The 15,371-nt window shown below is 71.9% G+C and carries 21 protein-coding genes; 1 reads left to right on the top strand and 20 read right to left on the bottom strand.

The genetic code is table 11. The annotated features are described in order from the left end of the window. Window positions 1-58: 58 nt before the first annotated feature. Both ABD317_RS02020 and ABD317_RS02015 read right to left on the bottom strand, forming a co-directional pair. Window positions 59-454, bottom strand: coding sequence for a phage tail termination protein (locus tag ABD317_RS02020; protein ID WP_344287176.1), 396 nt, complete (start codon window positions 452-454; stop codon window positions 59-61). Beyond that, window positions 454-783 (bottom strand): HK97-gp10 family putative phage morphogenesis protein, encoded by a 330-nt coding sequence (locus tag ABD317_RS02015; RefSeq protein ID WP_344287174.1) that lies wholly within the window; start codon window positions 781-783, stop codon window positions 454-456. The genes ABD317_RS02020 and ABD317_RS02015 overlap by 1 nt, the downstream gene beginning before the upstream one ends. A 36-nt stretch (window positions 784-819) precedes the next feature. On the opposite strand from ABD317_RS02015, the gene ABD317_RS02010 reads away from it, so the two are divergent. Then, complete coding sequence (locus tag ABD317_RS02010; RefSeq protein ID WP_344287172.1) at window positions 820-1,152, top strand: DUF4429 domain-containing protein; 333 nt, start codon at window positions 820-822, stop codon at window positions 1,150-1,152. A 102-nt stretch (window positions 1,153-1,254) separates the two neighbouring features. On the opposite strand, the gene ABD317_RS02005 is transcribed toward ABD317_RS02010, so the two are convergent. From ABD317_RS02005 to ABD317_RS01920, 18 genes are all read right to left on the bottom strand, one after another. Beyond that, window positions 1,255-1,608 carry a hypothetical protein gene (locus ABD317_RS02005; RefSeq protein WP_344287170.1) on the bottom strand — a complete coding sequence of 118 codons (354 nt, stop codon included), beginning with the start codon at window positions 1,606-1,608 and terminating at the stop codon, window positions 1,255-1,257. After that, window positions 1,586-2,605 carry a glycosyltransferase family 4 protein gene (locus tag ABD317_RS02000; protein ID WP_344287168.1) on the bottom strand — a complete coding sequence of 340 codons (1,020 nt, stop codon included), beginning with the start codon at window positions 2,603-2,605 and terminating at the stop codon, window positions 1,586-1,588. Before ABD317_RS02000 ends, ABD317_RS02005 begins: the two co-directional genes overlap by 23 nt. Beyond that, window positions 2,602-3,234, bottom strand: coding sequence for a hypothetical protein (locus tag ABD317_RS01995; RefSeq protein ID WP_344287166.1), 633 nt, complete (start codon window positions 3,232-3,234; stop codon window positions 2,602-2,604). Before ABD317_RS01995 ends, ABD317_RS02000 begins: the two co-directional genes overlap by 4 nt. Next, complete coding sequence (locus ABD317_RS01990) at window positions 3,218-4,231, bottom strand: glycosyltransferase family 4 protein (RefSeq protein WP_344287164.1); 1,014 nt, start codon at window positions 4,229-4,231, stop codon at window positions 3,218-3,220. The genes ABD317_RS01995 and ABD317_RS01990 overlap by 17 nt, the downstream gene beginning before the upstream one ends. A gap of 108 nt (window positions 4,232-4,339) precedes the next feature. Then, window positions 4,340-5,287, bottom strand: a complete 948-nt coding sequence (locus ABD317_RS01985) for a phage major capsid protein (protein WP_344287162.1) — start codon at window positions 5,285-5,287, stop codon at window positions 4,340-4,342. Between the two features lie 77 nt (window positions 5,288-5,364). Then, the gene (locus ABD317_RS01980; protein WP_344287161.1) at window positions 5,365-6,024 is read right to left on the bottom strand and encodes a DUF4355 domain-containing protein; all 660 of its coding nucleotides are present in this window, start codon (window positions 6,022-6,024) and stop codon (window positions 5,365-5,367) included. 164 nt (window positions 6,025-6,188) lie between these two features. Continuing rightward, complete coding sequence (locus tag ABD317_RS01975; RefSeq protein WP_344287159.1) at window positions 6,189-8,066, bottom strand: VG15 protein; 1,878 nt, start codon at window positions 8,064-8,066, stop codon at window positions 6,189-6,191. A 3-nt stretch (window positions 8,067-8,069) separates the two neighbouring features. Beyond that, window positions 8,070-9,458: a phage portal protein gene (locus ABD317_RS01970; protein ID WP_344287157.1), complete on the bottom strand. Its 1,389-nt coding sequence runs from the start codon at window positions 9,456-9,458 to the stop codon at window positions 8,070-8,072. Between the two features lie 43 nt (window positions 9,459-9,501). Beyond that, window positions 9,502-11,181, bottom strand: coding sequence for a Terminase (locus tag ABD317_RS01965; protein WP_344287155.1), 1,680 nt, complete (start codon window positions 11,179-11,181; stop codon window positions 9,502-9,504). Next, window positions 11,171-11,605: a phage terminase small subunit gene (locus tag ABD317_RS01960; protein WP_344287153.1), complete on the bottom strand. Its 435-nt coding sequence runs from the start codon at window positions 11,603-11,605 to the stop codon at window positions 11,171-11,173. Before ABD317_RS01960 ends, ABD317_RS01965 begins: the two co-directional genes overlap by 11 nt. Before the next feature lie 44 nt (window positions 11,606-11,649). Then, a complete protein-coding gene (locus ABD317_RS01955; RefSeq protein WP_344287151.1) occupies window positions 11,650-12,246 on the bottom strand; it encodes a bifunctional DNA primase/polymerase in 597 nt (198 codons plus the stop codon). Between the two features lie 258 nt (window positions 12,247-12,504). Continuing rightward, window positions 12,505-12,822, bottom strand: coding sequence for an HNH endonuclease (locus ABD317_RS01950; protein ID WP_344287149.1), 318 nt, complete (start codon window positions 12,820-12,822; stop codon window positions 12,505-12,507). After that, on the bottom strand, window positions 12,822-13,013 hold the full coding sequence (locus ABD317_RS01945) for a hypothetical protein (RefSeq protein ID WP_344287147.1): 192 nt from the start codon (window positions 13,011-13,013) through the stop codon (window positions 12,822-12,824). Before ABD317_RS01945 ends, ABD317_RS01950 begins: the two co-directional genes overlap by 1 nt. Then, window positions 13,013-13,249 carry a hypothetical protein gene (locus ABD317_RS01940; protein WP_344287146.1) on the bottom strand — a complete coding sequence of 79 codons (237 nt, stop codon included), beginning with the start codon at window positions 13,247-13,249 and terminating at the stop codon, window positions 13,013-13,015. The genes ABD317_RS01945 and ABD317_RS01940 overlap by 1 nt, the downstream gene beginning before the upstream one ends. A gap of 58 nt (window positions 13,250-13,307) precedes the next feature. Next, window positions 13,308-13,586, bottom strand: a complete 279-nt coding sequence (locus ABD317_RS01935; protein ID WP_344287145.1) for a hypothetical protein — start codon at window positions 13,584-13,586, stop codon at window positions 13,308-13,310. Then, the gene (locus ABD317_RS01930; protein ID WP_344287143.1) at window positions 13,583-13,789 is read right to left on the bottom strand and encodes a hypothetical protein; all 207 of its coding nucleotides are present in this window, start codon (window positions 13,787-13,789) and stop codon (window positions 13,583-13,585) included. The genes ABD317_RS01935 and ABD317_RS01930 overlap by 4 nt, the downstream gene beginning before the upstream one ends. A 20-nt stretch (window positions 13,790-13,809) precedes the next feature. Then, a complete protein-coding gene (locus tag ABD317_RS01925; RefSeq protein WP_344287141.1) occupies window positions 13,810-14,802 on the bottom strand; it encodes a hypothetical protein in 993 nt (330 codons plus the stop codon). A gap of 17 nt (window positions 14,803-14,819) precedes the next feature. After that, on the bottom strand, window positions 14,820-15,362 hold the full coding sequence (locus tag ABD317_RS01920) for a hypothetical protein (RefSeq protein WP_344287139.1): 543 nt from the start codon (window positions 15,360-15,362) through the stop codon (window positions 14,820-14,822). Window positions 15,363-15,371 lie beyond the last annotated feature (9 nt).

The following is a 15,371-nucleotide window of genomic DNA, read 5'->3' as shown; positions in this document are numbered from 1 at the left end:
CGCGCGGCGGCGGGGTTCGGTGATCAGGTCCGGCGCGGGCCTGGGGGTCGTCCGGCTGTCAGGCCGGGTGGAAGAGCAGTTCGTAGGTGGTGCCCATGCGGCGCAGCCCGGGGTTCTCGTACGGGCGCCAGGCGGGGGCGGCGACGGTGCGGACCCGGCCGAAGACCGCGGCGGTCGTTGTGGTGCCGGGCAGGCCGAGGAGGACCGCGCGGGCGGTGCGGGCCAGCTGCGAGGCACCGGCGCGGGTGGCGGCGTAGGCGTCGGCGTCGACGAGCGCGCGGTCGAGGCGGAAGCCGTCGTCGCCGCCTCCGGGGACCCGCTGGACCTGCAGCACCGGCAGCACGTCGAGGAGGTCCGCCGGCAGTTCAGTGCACAGCCGCGTCCCGGTGAGCGCCGCGCCGAGAAGTGCGACCAGCTCGACCTCGACGTCGGGCCACAGGTCGATCGGGGACATCAGTCGGCCGCCGCCTGCGCCGCCCGCAGCATCACGTGGTGCGCGGGGACCCGCTCGGTGCCGTACTCCACGAACCGCGCGTAGGGGGCGGTGTTGCGGACGTAGGCGACGGCGCGGTCCCGGTTGCGGCCGCCGCGGCTTGTCGACGACACCTCGAAGGAGGCTTTGTACAGGCCGCGGACGGCGTTGCCGGGGCCCTCGTAGACGGGGGCGATCGCGATGCCGGCGGCCTTGACGAGTTCGGCGCGCCGTACCAGATCGGCGCGGATCATGGGCGACCTGAGGAGGTGGCCGACGCCTTTGCGGTTGGGCCGGTACCGTGCTGCCACCGGGGGCCTCCGTTCCGACGAAGCCCAGGGGGGCAGATGGATGTCAAGGGCGTGCAGGGCTCGATCCGGTATGAGGCCGGATGGATCACCATCAGGAAGAAGCAGGTGGGTGGGGAGCCGCGGGAGTTCCGTATCCGCGCGGAGGACGTGACCGGCACCCGGCTGAAGCCCGGTACCCGGCTGTTCCACGGCTACGTGCAGTTCGTGCTGCCCGGCTCCGCGCCGGCCGAGGAGGTCCAGGGGCCGCTGCTCGGCGGCCGGCCGCCGCAGTCCGACCCGCACAGCCTGTCCATTCCGCGGCGCAGCAACGCGGCCGCGGCGAAGCTGGTCGCGGCGGTCGAGCGGGACCGCGGCGGTTCGGGCGGGTGAAGAAGAGGGTGGGGCGGGAAAGGGTGCCGTGCCGGGCAGGTGGCCTCTCCCGCTGATCCGGTCATTCCGTTGACGCGCATTCCCGCCCCAGCTCGGGGCCGCCTAGCCGGAGACGCGCTCCAGCGCGGCGACGACCGGCCCGAACGAGCCCGTGAACGGCGAGGTGAACCACCCGGGCTCGCCGTCGATGTCGTAGAGGATGCCGCCGACGCGGACCTGGTCGGTGGCGCGGAGGTCGGTGCCGGCCGGGGCGTAGAGGGTCAGGCCGATGATGACGGTGTCCCGCGCGTCGGTGATCTCGTTGCCGCCGGCGCCGTTGCCGTCGCGCGGCGCGATGCCGCAGCCGGCGACTTCCGTCTCCGTCGGCACGCCGGGCAGGTCGTTGCCGTACTCGTCCTGGGTGGGCGGGCCGGGGCGGACGACGGTGACGGTCTCACCGTGCGGCAGTGCGCGCACCGCACACCTCCTCCACCGTGCGACACCACGTGTCGAGTTCGGCCGTGGGGTCGAGCTGGGTGGAGCGAGCGCGGGCCCGGGCGGACGCGGCCCGGTAGACGGCCGGGTCGTCCAGCTGCTCGATGGCCTTGTGCCAGGCGCCGATGTCGCCGCGGTCGCAGAAGAGACCAGCGTCGCCGAGGGACTCCTTCAGCCCTTCGGTGGGGTGGGCGATCACGGGGATCCCGGAGGCCATCGCCTCGACGCCGGCCCTCCCCCACGACTCGTAGTCGGAGGGCATGATCAGGATGCGGGTGCGGGCGTACACGGCGGCGGGAAGGTCGCGGCCCGGCACCTGGTCGACGACCTCGACGTTCGCGGCGTCCGGGGGCACCTGCTCGCCGTAGCCGCCCCGCACGGCGAGGAACCGCCGCTGGGGCATGCGGGCGGCGAGTTCGCCGAGGACACCGGCGCCCTTGGACAGCGTCGAGTTGATGAGGGTGATGTGCCGGCCGCCGCCGCGCCGTACGCGGTAGTCGCCGGGGTGGACGGGCGGCCGTACGACGAGTTCGCGGTCCGGGCGCCGCGGGGCGCCGGCGAGGCGTTCCCCGGCGGCGGTGCGCATCCACTCGCTGTTGTAGACGGCCAGCGCCACGGTGCCCGCGATCAGCGGCTCCCACGTCAGCTCGAACGTGTTGTGCGCGAGGACGACCAGCGGGCGGCCGTGGCCGCGGGCAAGGCACGCGGTCTCCGGGACGCACTCCAGGTGGGAGACGAGGGCGTCCGCGCGGGCCGCTGCCCGCGGGAACCTGGTGCCGGCGGCGGCCGCGGGGATGACGTGGACGCCGTCGACGTCGTACGGATCCTCGTCCGGGGTCCACTGCGACAGCCACACCTCGGGGCGGTGCCCGCGCGCGGCCAGGGCGCGCAGCAGTTCGTGCAGCGTCCACTCTGCGCCCGCGTTGTGCGTGGGCGGGTAGGCGTGGACGCGGGCGACGACCCGCAGCGGACGGGTCACCGCCGCCGCACCAGGGACATGCCGGCCGCCGGCCGGTAGCCGGCGAGCTTCAGCATCTGCCGGTCGTCGTCGGTCATGACGACCGCGGTGCCCGCGCCGGATCCGTCCGTGCGGTACGAGTACGGGCCGAGGGTCTCACTCGTCACCGTCGCCGCCACGGTAGGCGCGGTCAGGGTCCGCAGCGCCATCCGGGCGACGACCGCGATCACGTCGGCGGGGACGGTCGCGTCGCCGTGGCTGTACGTCACCCGATACGTGCCCGGATAGGCTTCGACGTCCTCCTCGTACCACAGCTCGGGCAGGTTGATCACCGGGCTGTCGGTCATGGTGCGGAGGATGTCCAGGCCGTCCCACTGCCAGCCCACGACGGGAAGGTCAGGGGCGCCTCCGGCGCCGATCGCCACGACCGCGGTCACGTCGTGGACGGGCCGCTGCGGCAGGCGGATCTCCCCCTGCTGGGCGCGCAGCACGACCTGGTCGTCGTCGACGCGGCTGAAGGTCTGCCCGGTGTAGGCGCGGACCAACGCGGAGGCGTCGTCGAGGAGGGCGCCGGCACGCGCGGCCTCCACCGGCGTCAGCGGCCGGCCCAGGCGGCGTTCGAGTTCGGCGGGGTCAGCGAGTGCGGGCACGTGCAGCCACCCCCTCCACCGTGCGACACCACATGTCGAGTTCGGAGCCCGGGTCGAGGGCCGCGGCGCGCGCGAGGGCGGCCTTCTTCGCCGCCGGGTAGACCTTCGGGGAGAACAGGCGCGTCACCTGGCGCTCCCAGGCGTCGACGTCGTCGCGGTCGACGAAGACGCCAGCGTCGCCGCACGCCTCCTTGAGCCCGGGTGTGGGGTGCGCGACGACGGGGATGCCGGAGCACATCGCCTCCACGGCGACGCGGCCGTACGACTCGTACACGCTCGGCGCCAGGAGCACGCGGGTGCGGCCGTACACGCGCTCCCGCATCAGATGGCCCGGCGTGTGGTCGACGATCTCGACGTTCGGCAGGTCGTCGCGGACGACCTGGGTGCCGTAGCCGCCGATCACCCCGAGGAACCGGCGCTTCGGCATGCGCTCGGCGAGCGCGTAGAACACGCCGGCGCCCTTCTCGACGGTCAGGTTGATGAGGGTGACGTGGTCGCCGGGGGTGGTGGCGTAGTCCGCGCCCGCGACCGGCGGGTGGACGACCAGGCCCTGCGGCATCTGCCGCTCGCCGCGGTTCACCCGCCACCAGGCTTCCGCGTCGTCCCGCATCCACTCCGTGTTGTACACGGCCAGCGACGGGGTGCCCTTGACCAGCCACTCTTTGCTCTTGGGGAACGTGTTGTGGAGCAGGTGCACGACGTGGATCGCGTGCTGCTGCCCGAGGAGGGAGGCGCGGGCCGTGTTCTCCAGGTGGGTGACGATGACGTCCGCCCGGCCCGGGCCGGCGAGCCACGGCACGACATCGTTCTTGCCGCGGTGCGGGTGCACCGTGACGCCGTCGACGTCGTACGCCTCGCGGCCGGCGTCGGCGCGCGACAGGAGCACGTCGACGGTGTGGCCGCGGGCGGCAAGTTCGCGGAGCAGCGCGTGAGCGGCCCACTCGGCGCCCGCGTTGTGACCCGGCACGTAGGCGTGCAGCATCGCCAGGACATGCACAGGGGTGTTCTCCGATCTCCCGGGAGCGGCGCGGGCGCACGGCGGCGCCCGCGCCGCTCCGGCGCGCGGGATGAGAGGGGGTGGGCGTGTGCCCGGAAGGAGCGGCGGTCAGCTCGCCGCGGTGGCCGCCTGGACCACGCCGAACGGGCTCCGCGTGGCGGAGTTCGTGTTGAGGCGGGTCGCCGGGTTGGCGGTGGCGAACGCCACGCGCATCACAACGCGCAGCGCGACGCTGTCCTGCTGCATCAGGTTCAGCACCACGTTGCCGGAGTCGTCGGAGATGACGCCCTCGGTGAACAGCTTGAACGTGATGTCCTGCCGCATGCCGACGATCGCCTTGGACCAGTCGCCCATCAGCAGCTCGGCCTCCGACAGGTCCCAGCTGCCGTTCTTGATCTCGGCCAGCGGGTAGCCGTACAGGTTGCCGCCGGGGCGGCCCTGAAGGTTCGGCTGGTAGATCGGCGTGCCGTCGGTGGACCGCATGCCCACGAGCTTCCAGTTCAGGCCCGGCCGGGACGCGAAGCCGTCCACGCTGAACCCGTCCTGGGTGACCATCTCGGCGACTGCGGTGACGTCCTGCGCGAAGTCGTCGCCGGCGCCGGCGACGACCACGTTGCCGGCGGCGACCGCGGACTGGTAGATGCCCGTCGGCCACGTGGACGGCTTGTCGGTGGCGAACATCGCGGCGCCGTCGAGCTTCGCGCCGAGGGCCTCGACCAGCCGGGGGCGGACCTGCTCCCAGATCGGCATCTGGGCGTCGTCCAGGTACGCCTCCGGGATCGGGACGATCGCCGCGATCTCCTCGACGATCAGGTCGACGTTCTTCCAGTCCTGCGTCGACGTCTGCTTCAGGCCGGTGTCGCCGCCGACGAAGTACGCGAGCGGCAGCACGTCCAGGACGGGCTGCCGCTGCGTCTTGGTGGACAGCGGTACGCGGCGGGCGAGCTGCAGGATCGCCGACTGCTCCGGCATCTGCTGGATGATCTCCGCGGAGACCGGGGTGGGCACCAGCGGATCGTTGCTGGGATCCCGGCTGATGAGGGTGTTGTAAGGCACGGGGATACCTCCGATTTCTCAGGGCAGCGGTCCGGCCCCGTGCCACGGGCGTGATCCGGGTGCTGCGGTGGTGAGGGTCAGCGGCCCGCGAGCTTCCGGATCCACGCGTCCGGGTCGGCGGCGGGTGTGCTGGCCGGGGCGGCGCCGGGCGTCAGGGACTCCACGGGCCGCTGCGGCGCCGGGCCGGCAGCCGGCGGTGCGGGCGCGGCGGTCTTGTTCAGGCGCTCGGCGAGCACCTCGGCGCGGGCGTTGATCTCCTCATGGCTGCCGGAGCCGAGGAGTTCGATCAGTTCCGGCGGGATGCCGTGGGTCGCCGCGGCCATGAGCCGCGCGTTCGCGGCCCTCTCGGCCGCGAGCTGCTGCTCGTACTGCTGGGCGCGGTCGGTGGCCTTCTCGATCTCGGTCTTCTGCGCCTCTTCGAACTCGGCGTACTTCTTGGCCGCGGCGCGCAGGTCCTCGATCTCGTCCTTGGACTTGAAGCCGAGGGCGCCGAGGTGCTGCTTCTCGTGCTTGCGCGCGAGGGCCTTCCACTTCTCGGCCTCGGCCTCCCAGTCCTGCGGCTCGGGCTGCCCGCCGTTCGGCGGCGCGGCGGCGGGCGGCGGCGCGGGGGCGGCCGCCGGGGCCGGCGGCGGAGCGGCGGGCGGCGGAGGCGGCGCCGGGGGAGCTGCCGGCGCTGCTGCCGCCGGGGGCTGCGCTACCGGCTCGGGAGCGGCGGGCGGGGGTGTGGGTGTGGCCATGGGTGACTCCCGTGTCGGGGTCGGCGCGCAGCCTGTCGGCCGGGGCGCGGCGGAAATGGGAATGGCCCGCCATGGCGGCGGGCCGGGAGCAGGGCCGTGCGGGGTCGCCTGTCGGCGGCCGGGCAGGGCCGGAGGGTGCGGTCGGGCAGGGAAAATCAGGGGGGTCAGGTGCGGGGGGAGGTGTAGGCGGCGCGGCCTTCGGCTTCCCACCAGCGGCGGAAGGCGTTCACGGCGTTGCGGCCGCCGCGGCCGCGGGTGTGGGTGAGCCAGTCGTCGTAGAGCTGCTCGGCGATGCCGATGAACGGCTCGTTCATAGTGAACGCGGGCCATGCCTGGCAGGCGCAATTAGATACAATGATGTTGCTCGCGCGGTACCAGCCCTCGACTGTCTGGAAGTTGTAGACGTGCCCCGAAAACTCGATCCGGTGAAGGTCGACCACGCGGTCCAGCTCTACGCGGCCGGCAAGACGTTCGCGCAGGTCTCGGCCGAGACCGGCATAAGCGCTGGCGCCCTCTGCAAGGAAGTCAAGCGGCGGGGGATCGAATCGCGTGCGCTGCCCAAGACCGATCCCGTCAGGCTCGACCAGGCGGTGAGTCTCTACCTCTCCGGCAAAACCGGCGAGCAGGTGCAGGTCGCTACCGGCGTGGCCCGCAGCGTGCTCACGCGGGAACTGAAGAAGCGAGGGATCGCCCGGCGCAGCAACCGCATGGTGGTCCCGGTCGACGAGATCACGGCCGCCTATCAGGCTGGGGTGTCCGTGCTCGCGCTCGCCGAGCAGCACGGCGTCGCCCGCGGCGTGATCACGCGCGTGCTCGATGAAGCTGGCGTGGAGCGGCGAACGGCGAGCGAAATCACCCAGCTCGTCATGGGAAGGCTCAGCGAGGAGCAACGCCGTAAGCAGGTCCAGGCCGCCAACACCGCCGCCCGTGGCCGTGCTGTACGACTGGAAGAGGCCGTCGCCAGGGCGCGGCGTCGCGAGCAGACCCTGAGCCATGCCAGCGAGCGCGAGTTCCAGTTCGGCGACCAGCTCAGCCGCCTGGGTGCCAGCTTCATCCCGCAGAAGGCCGTCGGCCCGTACAACGTCGACTTCGCCATGGGTGCCGTCGCCGTGGAAGTCCTCGGGGGTGCCTGGCACGCGTACAAGGCCGAACACGCTGAGCGCACCCCATACATCCTCCGCGCGGGCTGGCACCTGCTCTTCGTCTGGGACCTGCAGAAGGCTCCCCTGTGCGTGGAAGCTGCTGAGTACGCGATCGCCTTCGCGCAGCAGACCGGCGGGCACCCACCCCGCGTCGGTGAGTACCGGGTGATTCGGGGTGATGCGCAGCTCATGGCCCGCGGCGGTGCGGACGAGGACCATTTCACCCTCGTAGTGCCGTCGATAGCCGACTTCCGCGGCAGGCCCATCGACTAGCGTCCCCGCGGGCACGCAGTGGTCGTGGTACTTGAACTCGCCGTCGCCCTCGAAGCGGGCGTTCTGGTCCCGGCCGGCGGTGCCGGCGGACTTGTAGACGGGGCCGCGGGAGGCGAGCATCGCGCACCAGGCGCACGGGTCGCCGTCGGTGACGCGGGCCCAGCCGGTGGCGCGTTCGTCGGTGTCGATGGCGTCGCGTATCACGCTGCGGCCGCCCTCGGCGGCGAGGTACTGGGCGGAGCCGGCGAGGCGCACGGCGGCGGCGTCGACGGCCTGCGCCGACGTCTTGCCGGCGGCGACGGCCCTCTTGAACTCCACGGGCCCGGTCACGTCGAGAGTCCCGCGCAACCGGGTCTCGGCGAGCGGCGGCGGGTCGGGGAGGATGAGGGTGCCGGGGATCCCGGCGTCACTGCGGGCCTGGAGGTAGGCGTCGCGGGCGTCGCGTCCGGCTTCGAGGCGGGTCTGCCGCACCTCGGCCTCCAGCAGCGCGCGCAGCGACGGCCACGCGGCGTCGACGCGAGCGGGGTCGACCAGGTCGCGCCACGCCTGCACGACGCGGCTGATCATGCGGGCGACGAGGAGCGCCTGCCGGCGGCGGAACGCGAGGGCGAGCGCCGCGTTGGCCACGGCTCAGGCCGCCTCTGCCGGCGGCTCGCCGCTCTCGTCGCCGTCCGGCGGCGGCCCGGGCTCGGCGCCGTCGCCCATCTGCTTGCCGATGATGTCGTTCAGCCGCTGCATGGCGTCGGCTTCTTTCGCGGCCTTCTTCCACCGCGCGACGTCAGTTTGGGTAATGCCCGGGATCTTCTCCCACACCTCCTGCGGAGGGACGCCGAGCATCGCGACGAGCTTGCCGAGGGCGTCGACGGTCTGCGCGAGGGACCGCGCTGACGTGTCGCGCCACACGACTTGCGCGGCGGTGTCCTCCCACGCGGCGCTGTCGCCGGAGGCGAGGCCGCACAGCCGCATCAGCTGCTCGTGCGACTCGCCGCACAGGCTCTCGTGCTCGTCGATGTTCCGGTCGAGGCCGTCCCGGGCGGCGGCCAGAGCCTCCGCGGACAGGTTCACCATCTCGCCGAGCAGGTGGTACGGCGGCACCTGGCTCACCGTGGCGATGTGCCGGTTGGTGGCCTCGCGGGACTTCAGGTAGCCGTCGAGGTTGGTCTGCCCGAACTCGCCGAATTCCGTGTCGGGGTCCTCGGCGACGAACAGGCCGTCGACCCTGCTGCGGAACGGCTCGATCGGGTTGCCGTCTTTGTCGAGCGGCGGCGCCATGCCTGTGACCCAGCGCTGCCGGAAGGCGCTGTACTGCTGCGCCATCAGCAGGTTGAACGTCGTCATGTTCAGCTGATCTTGAACGTCGATGAGCGGTTCGACCTCGCCGATCACGCCGTCGCCGTCGAGGTCGGCGCAGTTGACGTAACGGACCACCGGGCACACGCCGAGCCCGTGCTCCATCACCCACTGGTCGCCGTCGGTCTCCAGCTGGGAGCCGTCAGGCTTGCCGGCGAGGGTGTAGCGCGCGGTGTCGTCGTAGACACGCACCACCCGCCGCTTGCCCTCGGCCGTGTTCTCGATCCGGTCCTCGACCCCGTAGAACGGCCACTCGTCGTTGACGGGATCGGCATACAGCGCGGTGAACCGGCGCGGGCTGAACGGGGTGATCACCGGCTTCGGCTCGCCCGGCATCACCACGGCGTACGCGGCGCCGTAGGTGAGGACCGCGCGGTGGATGCCGTGCTGGCGAGCGTCCATACGGTTCGCCTGCCAGATCGCCCACGACGCCGCGTTCTCGTCCTCACCCGCCAGCCGGTAGCCGTCGACGTACATGTTCTGCGCGACGACCTTCACCACCAGCGGCAGGATGTTCTGCTTCGCCCGCTCGATCAGCCACCGGTACTCCGCGCGCGCCCCCCGCGGCACGTACACGGAGCTGTGCTGGCCGCGCATGTAGTTCGCGATCCGGTTGAGCCGCGGCTGCTCGGCGTCACGCGCCTTCAGCAGGTGGCGGGCAGTCTTCACCGCCTCATCCCGGTCCATCACCACGTGCCGCCCGCCCCCCGCCTCACGCGAATCCGTACACGCGGCCCGTGCGCTGCCGCTTCTTCTTGCGCTTCGTCCAGTCCGGGGAGGCCAGCAGCTGCCGGCGCACCATGCGGGCGCCGATCATGCAGACGGCCAAGTCGATCTTCTTCGGGGATTCGCGGGACTCCTTGACGATGGACACGCCGTACTTGTTCGGCCGGCGGCGGGCGTTGAGGACGTGCCGCTGGAGCCGGGAATCGCCGTCGTGGGTGAGGTCGCCCTCGGTGATGTCGATCAGCGCCCGGCCGCACGCCTCGGTGAACTCGCGGACCCGGCCGCGCATGTCGAACGCCACGGGGTGCGCGTTCTTCCCGGTCGTGGCCTGGATGACGAGCTGGTCGCCGAAGTCCAGGCCCCAGGTGTCGATGTAGGACTCGAACTCCTTGGTGTCGCCGAAGAACGCCACCACGTCACGGCTGGCGAAGACCTCGCGGACGACGCGGTCGACGTCGGCCCGGTCGACCTGCCAGTCCTTCCCGGCCGGACCGGCGGGCTTCTCCCAAGCCGCCAAGGTCATCACGTGCCCGGTCTCCACATCGCAGCCGACCAGCGCGGTGGAGTCGTCGCTCTTCGAGCCGTCGAAGAACAGCACCAGCGGGTCGGAGTCCGGGATCACGATGTCGGCCCGGGCGCACGCCGCCCAGCCGGGCTTCGTCATCCAGGAGTCGCGCGCGGCGGTCGGCTGGTTGAAGAAGTACCGCCTCGACTCCTCGACGTCCTTCTCGACGTTCCAGAACTCGTTCTCAACGATCCCGTCGAGGTCGAGCACGTCGGCGAACGGCCCGTACACCTCGCGCAGCGCGGCGACGAGCTGCTCCCGGTCGGCCAGGTCGACTTCGGCCGGCGCCTCGCGGTGGTCGAACAGCAGCCGCGTCTCCCGCGTCCGCCCTTCCATGATCGCCTTGGCGCGCTCGTGGGACTTCTCCGCCACGGACTCGTCACCGGGCTGGTACATCGTCGTGGTCTGCAGGGCCCAGGGCTGCGCGTCCTTGCGCTTGCGGCAGTTGCGGTCGACCGTCTTGTACATGCGCCGCAGCTCGGGCGTCACGTACAGGTGGGTCTCGTCGAAGATCGTGCAGGTCTCCTTGCCGCCGTCCTTCGCGGACGACGACGCCGTCGACGGCACGATCTCCCCGCCGCCGGGGATGTACGTACGGGTGAGCCCCGCCGCACCGCTCGGCAGCCCCTCCGCCAGCGGACCCTGGGTCAGGTTGAAGTGGATGTTGTCGTACGTGTTGCCCGACTGGTCTTCCTCCGTCGCCAGGCACCGGATGAACGGGTACGTCACGAGCTGGCCCAAGGGCTCCCCCGGCTCGAACTCGTACCGGAAGTCCCGCCACTCGTACACCTCGCCGCCGCGCGCCCAGCCGGCGAAGCGGCACGGCCCGAACGCCTCGAACAGGCCGATGAACCCGGCCAGCTCGCTCTTCGCGCGGCCCTTGCCACGGGAGATGACCGCCGAGTCGTACAGCTTCCGCCCGTCCGGCCTCAGCGCGTAGGCGTCGACGATGAAGCCGCCGAACTCCCCGTCCAGCTCGACCGGATCACCCTGCACGTCGCCCGGCCCGTGCACGCAGAAGTGCTCGACCCACGCCCACCCCAGCTGGCCCAGCGACCGCTCCCGGTCGTGATCGGGCGCGTGGAGCAGCTCACGAGGCATCGTTCATCCGGCGGCGGCGCGCGGCCTTGAAGTCCGCGACCCCCTCGGGCGGCGCGGCCGGCTCGGGCTTCGGCTGCTCGATCCGCACCCGGGCCTTCAGCCGGTCCGTGTGCGTCGCGCCGAGCAGCGACTCGTTGAGCCGGATCTCCGCCAGGAGGTCCTTGCGCGGGTTCTCCCAGAAGTCGTTCACCAGCGCGGCCAGCATGTGGAGCCGCTGCCAGTCCGTCACCGTGAACAGCGACGCCTGCGGCGCCTGGCACCAGGTGTCGTACCAGACCAGCGTCTGCGGACTGTACAGCCCCGCGTTCGGCAGCTCCGGCGCCTCGACAACGGCGTCCGCCGGCACGGTGACGACGCCCTCGGCGTGCGTGTCCTTGTTGCGGCGGCGCTTGTTCTCCGCAGGAGGAGGTCCGTTCCCAGCCATGGCCGCCACCTCCCTTCAGGGCAGGTGGCCGTGGGGCGGCCAGGTCAGGTGAGTGAGGCGATGGCCTCGGACAGGTCGGCGAGCGCCGACGACGCGCCCTCGTACGGGCGGCGGGTGATCGTCATGAACCGGCCGCGGTCGTAGACCTCGACGGCCTCCTCGCCGCGGCGGATCCGGCGGCCCCGGCCGACAGTGCCCCTCCCCCAGACGTGCAGGCCCCGGCCGCCCGGGCTGATCTCCACGTACGTGTCCGGCAGTTGGCCGAGCAGCTCGCGCGCCCACGGCAGCGGCCGGCCCTGCTCGTCGAGCGCGTGGTCCAGGTCCAGGCACACCAGGTTGTCGCCCGAGGTGAGCACGAAGCCGCACCCGGCGCCCGCCGTCGACCGCCGCGCGTTGCCATACGTCGACCACGTCGCGGGGTCCGTCGAGGACGCGACCTTCCCGGCCGCGGTCAGCGGCACCTTCCGGGCCGTGTACCTGACCCACTGCCGCCGCCGCGTCATCGCCACGGGCACCGGGTCCACCGCGCGCGCCCGCCGCCGGCACGCCGCCGTGCGGCAGCGGCCCGAGCAGAAGCGCGCGTGCGCCCTGGCCGTGAGCGGCATGTCGCCCCGGCAGTGCTCGCAGCGCCTCGTCTTCATGCCTCTCAGACTACCCGAAGATGTGTAACGGTTCTAGCGCTCTGACGTGCTCAATCGTCTCAGAGGCACCGGGGGAAGGCCGAAGGGCCCGCCAAGCGGGGACCACATCACCGCAGGTCAGCACATGATCGCGAAGTCCCCAGAGTCGTACGCACCGCGAGAAGCTAACGAGCCCGTTCCGAAGATCCGGATGATCTTGGGGGCCTCCCCCCGGGGTGATCGTCGATCACTCGGTGGGGCGTGGCGGGGGGCTGGTGGTCAGGTGGGGTTGATCAGGCCGGGGTGGGGTTCGCGGGGGCGGTCGCGGGGTGGGAGGGCGTGGGCGATGGCGGAGGCTTCGTGGGCGGTCTTGCGGTCGTGGTGCCATTGGCAGAGGGCCCAGAGGTTGGTGTCGCTGTGGTCGTCGGTGCCGGTGGCGGCGCCGATCTTGTGGTCGACCTGGTTGGCGGGCTCTCCGCAGATGCCGGCGGGGGTGGTGCCGGTGGGCCACTGGCAGCGGTGGTGGTCGCGGCGGAGGATGCGGGCGCGGATGCGGTCCCAGCCCTTGGGCATGGGGAGGGCGCGGCGGCGGGGCATCAGGGTGCTCCGTGCTCGTGGTGTTCGCGGCCGTCGAGGGAGTGGTGGACGATGAGCTGCGCGGGTGGGAGGGCGCCGTCGTTGGCGGGGAGGAGGCGGAGGGTGGGGCCGCAGATGCAGTCGGGTTGGTCGCTGCTGGTGTCGTGTGCGATGGCGTCGTCGGTGGGGTGGACGTGGGCGCAGGCGGTCATCAGTCGCGTCCCCTGAGCTGGGCTGCGTGGGTGGCGGGGTAGATGCCGGTGGCGCGCTTGTGGAGGAGGTTGCAGTAGCCCTCTGCTCTGCCGGGCATGTGCTCGTCGAGGAGCTTGACGCAGCGGTCGAAGTCGCCTGGTGTGCCCCATGCGATCTTGGCTCCGCCGGGTCCGGTGGTCCAGTAGATGCGGAGGCGTTCGGCGCCGGCACCGTCTGCGGGGTTGGTATCGGCCACGGTGGTTCACCTCCGTGCGTGCTTCCATTCGATCAGCAGCTTGTCGCCTTCTACCTGGTCAGAAGCATTCTCGGGTGGTCAGCTCGGCAGTCTTCTTCTGGCTGCGGTGGACTACGGCCTGGACCACGTGCCAGTCCCGGCGCTCGTAGAAGCTCGGCAGGACCACGGTGATGAAGCCGCGCATCTTGATGACGTTGTTGCCGGGATGGCAGGCGTATACGACGCGGCTCCTGGGGATGCCGTGCTGGCGCGCCCACGTGCGCGCCTCGTCTGCGGTCTTGGCGCACACCACGTACACGTCCCGCTGCTTCCCGGCCTGCTGGGGTGACGGGTTCACGGGTGGTCTTCGGGTGCGGGGGCAGCGTCGCCGAGGTCTTCGTCGACGCGGGTGATGCGCAGGACGCGGGTCGTGGGGTAGATGACGGCGGGGCCGTGTTCGTCGGAGAAGACGACCCAGTGCTCGGTGAGCTTGAGGTCGAGGGGGTCATCTTCGATGACGAGGGCGTCGGTCTTGTCGGCGAGGACGAGGTAGCGGGTCACGGCGCGGGTCTCCAGGTCGGTCAGGCGGTGGTGATCTCGCGGAGGCCGTAGCGGGTGCGGTCGCGGGTCAGTTGCGCGGCGATGTTCGCGGCAGCCTCGGCGGGCCAGGTGCCTTCCTCGACGGCGGAGGCGGTGACGTCGACGCCGGAGCCGAGGACCTCGCCGCCGTGGGGCTTGGTGGGGATGCCGGGGCGGCAGTCCCAGTCGGCGGTCCAGGAGTGGAAGCGGCGCCGGCGGCGGCCGGCGGTGCAGCGCTGGAGCTGGAGGGTGACGGTGTGGTCGTCGCCGTGGGGCATGCGGACGGTGGCGGTGACGGGGTCGCCGACGTTCTCGTACTCGTAGTGGCGGCGGCCGAGGAGCTTGTTGCGCGGGTCGAGGGGGATGGATCCGTGCTGCCACCAGGGGTCGCTGCGGCTGGTGTCGTCGCGCTTGGCCCACAGCTTCCACCAGAGGCGGCCGAAGCTGATGTCGAGGCCGGTGACGCGGGAGTTGTAGCCGGTGGGGTTGAGGCGGCGCTGGAGCCAGGTGCCGAGGCGCTCGGTGTGGAGGTACAGGGCGAAGAGCGGCCACAGCTTGAGGTGGGCTTCGAGGGTGTGTTCGCTGCCGGCGTTGCCGACCTTGAACTCGGCGGACCAGCCCGGGAAGCTGCGGCCGAGGATGAGCTGTCCGCCGAAGGTGAAGGCGGGGAGCTTCGGCCAGGCGCCGGGGGTGCGGGTGCCGTGCGCGGGGTCCGCGGAGTCGCCGTACGGGCCGGCGTAGCGGTCGCCGACTTGGAAGGTGTCGGGGTCGAGGGAGCCCTGAGGGTTGGGGCGTACGCCGCAGCGGTCGCAGCACACCCAGCGTGCGGCGCGGAGGCCGGGCCGGTCGGGGCCGAAGCCGTCGACGATGGGCTTGTGGCCGAGTAGGCGGCACAGCAGCAGGGGGCGCGGGATGTCGCTGAGCCAGAAGCCGCGGTTGACGAAGGTCCAGCGGTCGGGCCGGTCGCGGGAGTAGTCGACGGAGAAGAAGTGCATGGGGCGCGGGCTCCTCGTCAGGTGGGGCTGGGGCCGTCGTGCCAGGCGTCGGCGACGTGGCCTTCCCCGCAGGCGGCGCGTACGGACTCGATGATGCTGTCGTCGTCGACGCCCTGGCCGGCCAGGGTCTCGGCCATCGCGAGGAACGCTTCCTCGCCGCCGTACTCGTCGTGGCCCTCGCCTGCGATGTCGGAGACGGCGCGGCGTACCTCGTCGCTCAACTCGTTCATGCCGCGTCCTTTGGGGGCTGGGGGGTGGCGGGCCTGGGCGAGTTGGGTTTCGAGTTGGTCGCGGAAGCCGGTGAAGTCGGGCTGGATGCTGATGGTGGCGACGCGGCCGTCTTCGTCGGGGGTGGCCCAGTTGGCGGGGATGTCGAGGGTGTCGGTGGTGACGAGGACGTGGCGGGCGCCGGTGTCGGCCTTGAACATGGGCCAGATGTCGGCGCCGTCGGTGAAGAGGGGGCTGTCGTTGTCGGCCTGGTCGACGATGACGACGAAGGCGGCCTTGGTGGTGTCGCCGTCCCATTCATCGGGGAGGTCGAGGATCTGGATGCGGGCCATGGCGCGGGC

Origin of the sequence: Streptomyces synnematoformans (assembly GCF_039531005.1) — a bacterium.
In the GTDB taxonomy this organism is placed as follows: domain Bacteria; phylum Actinomycetota; class Actinomycetes; order Streptomycetales; family Streptomycetaceae; genus Streptomyces; species Streptomyces synnematoformans.
The sequence above is the reverse complement of the archived record's forward strand: the minus strand, read 5'-3'. Positions and strand labels throughout refer to the sequence as shown.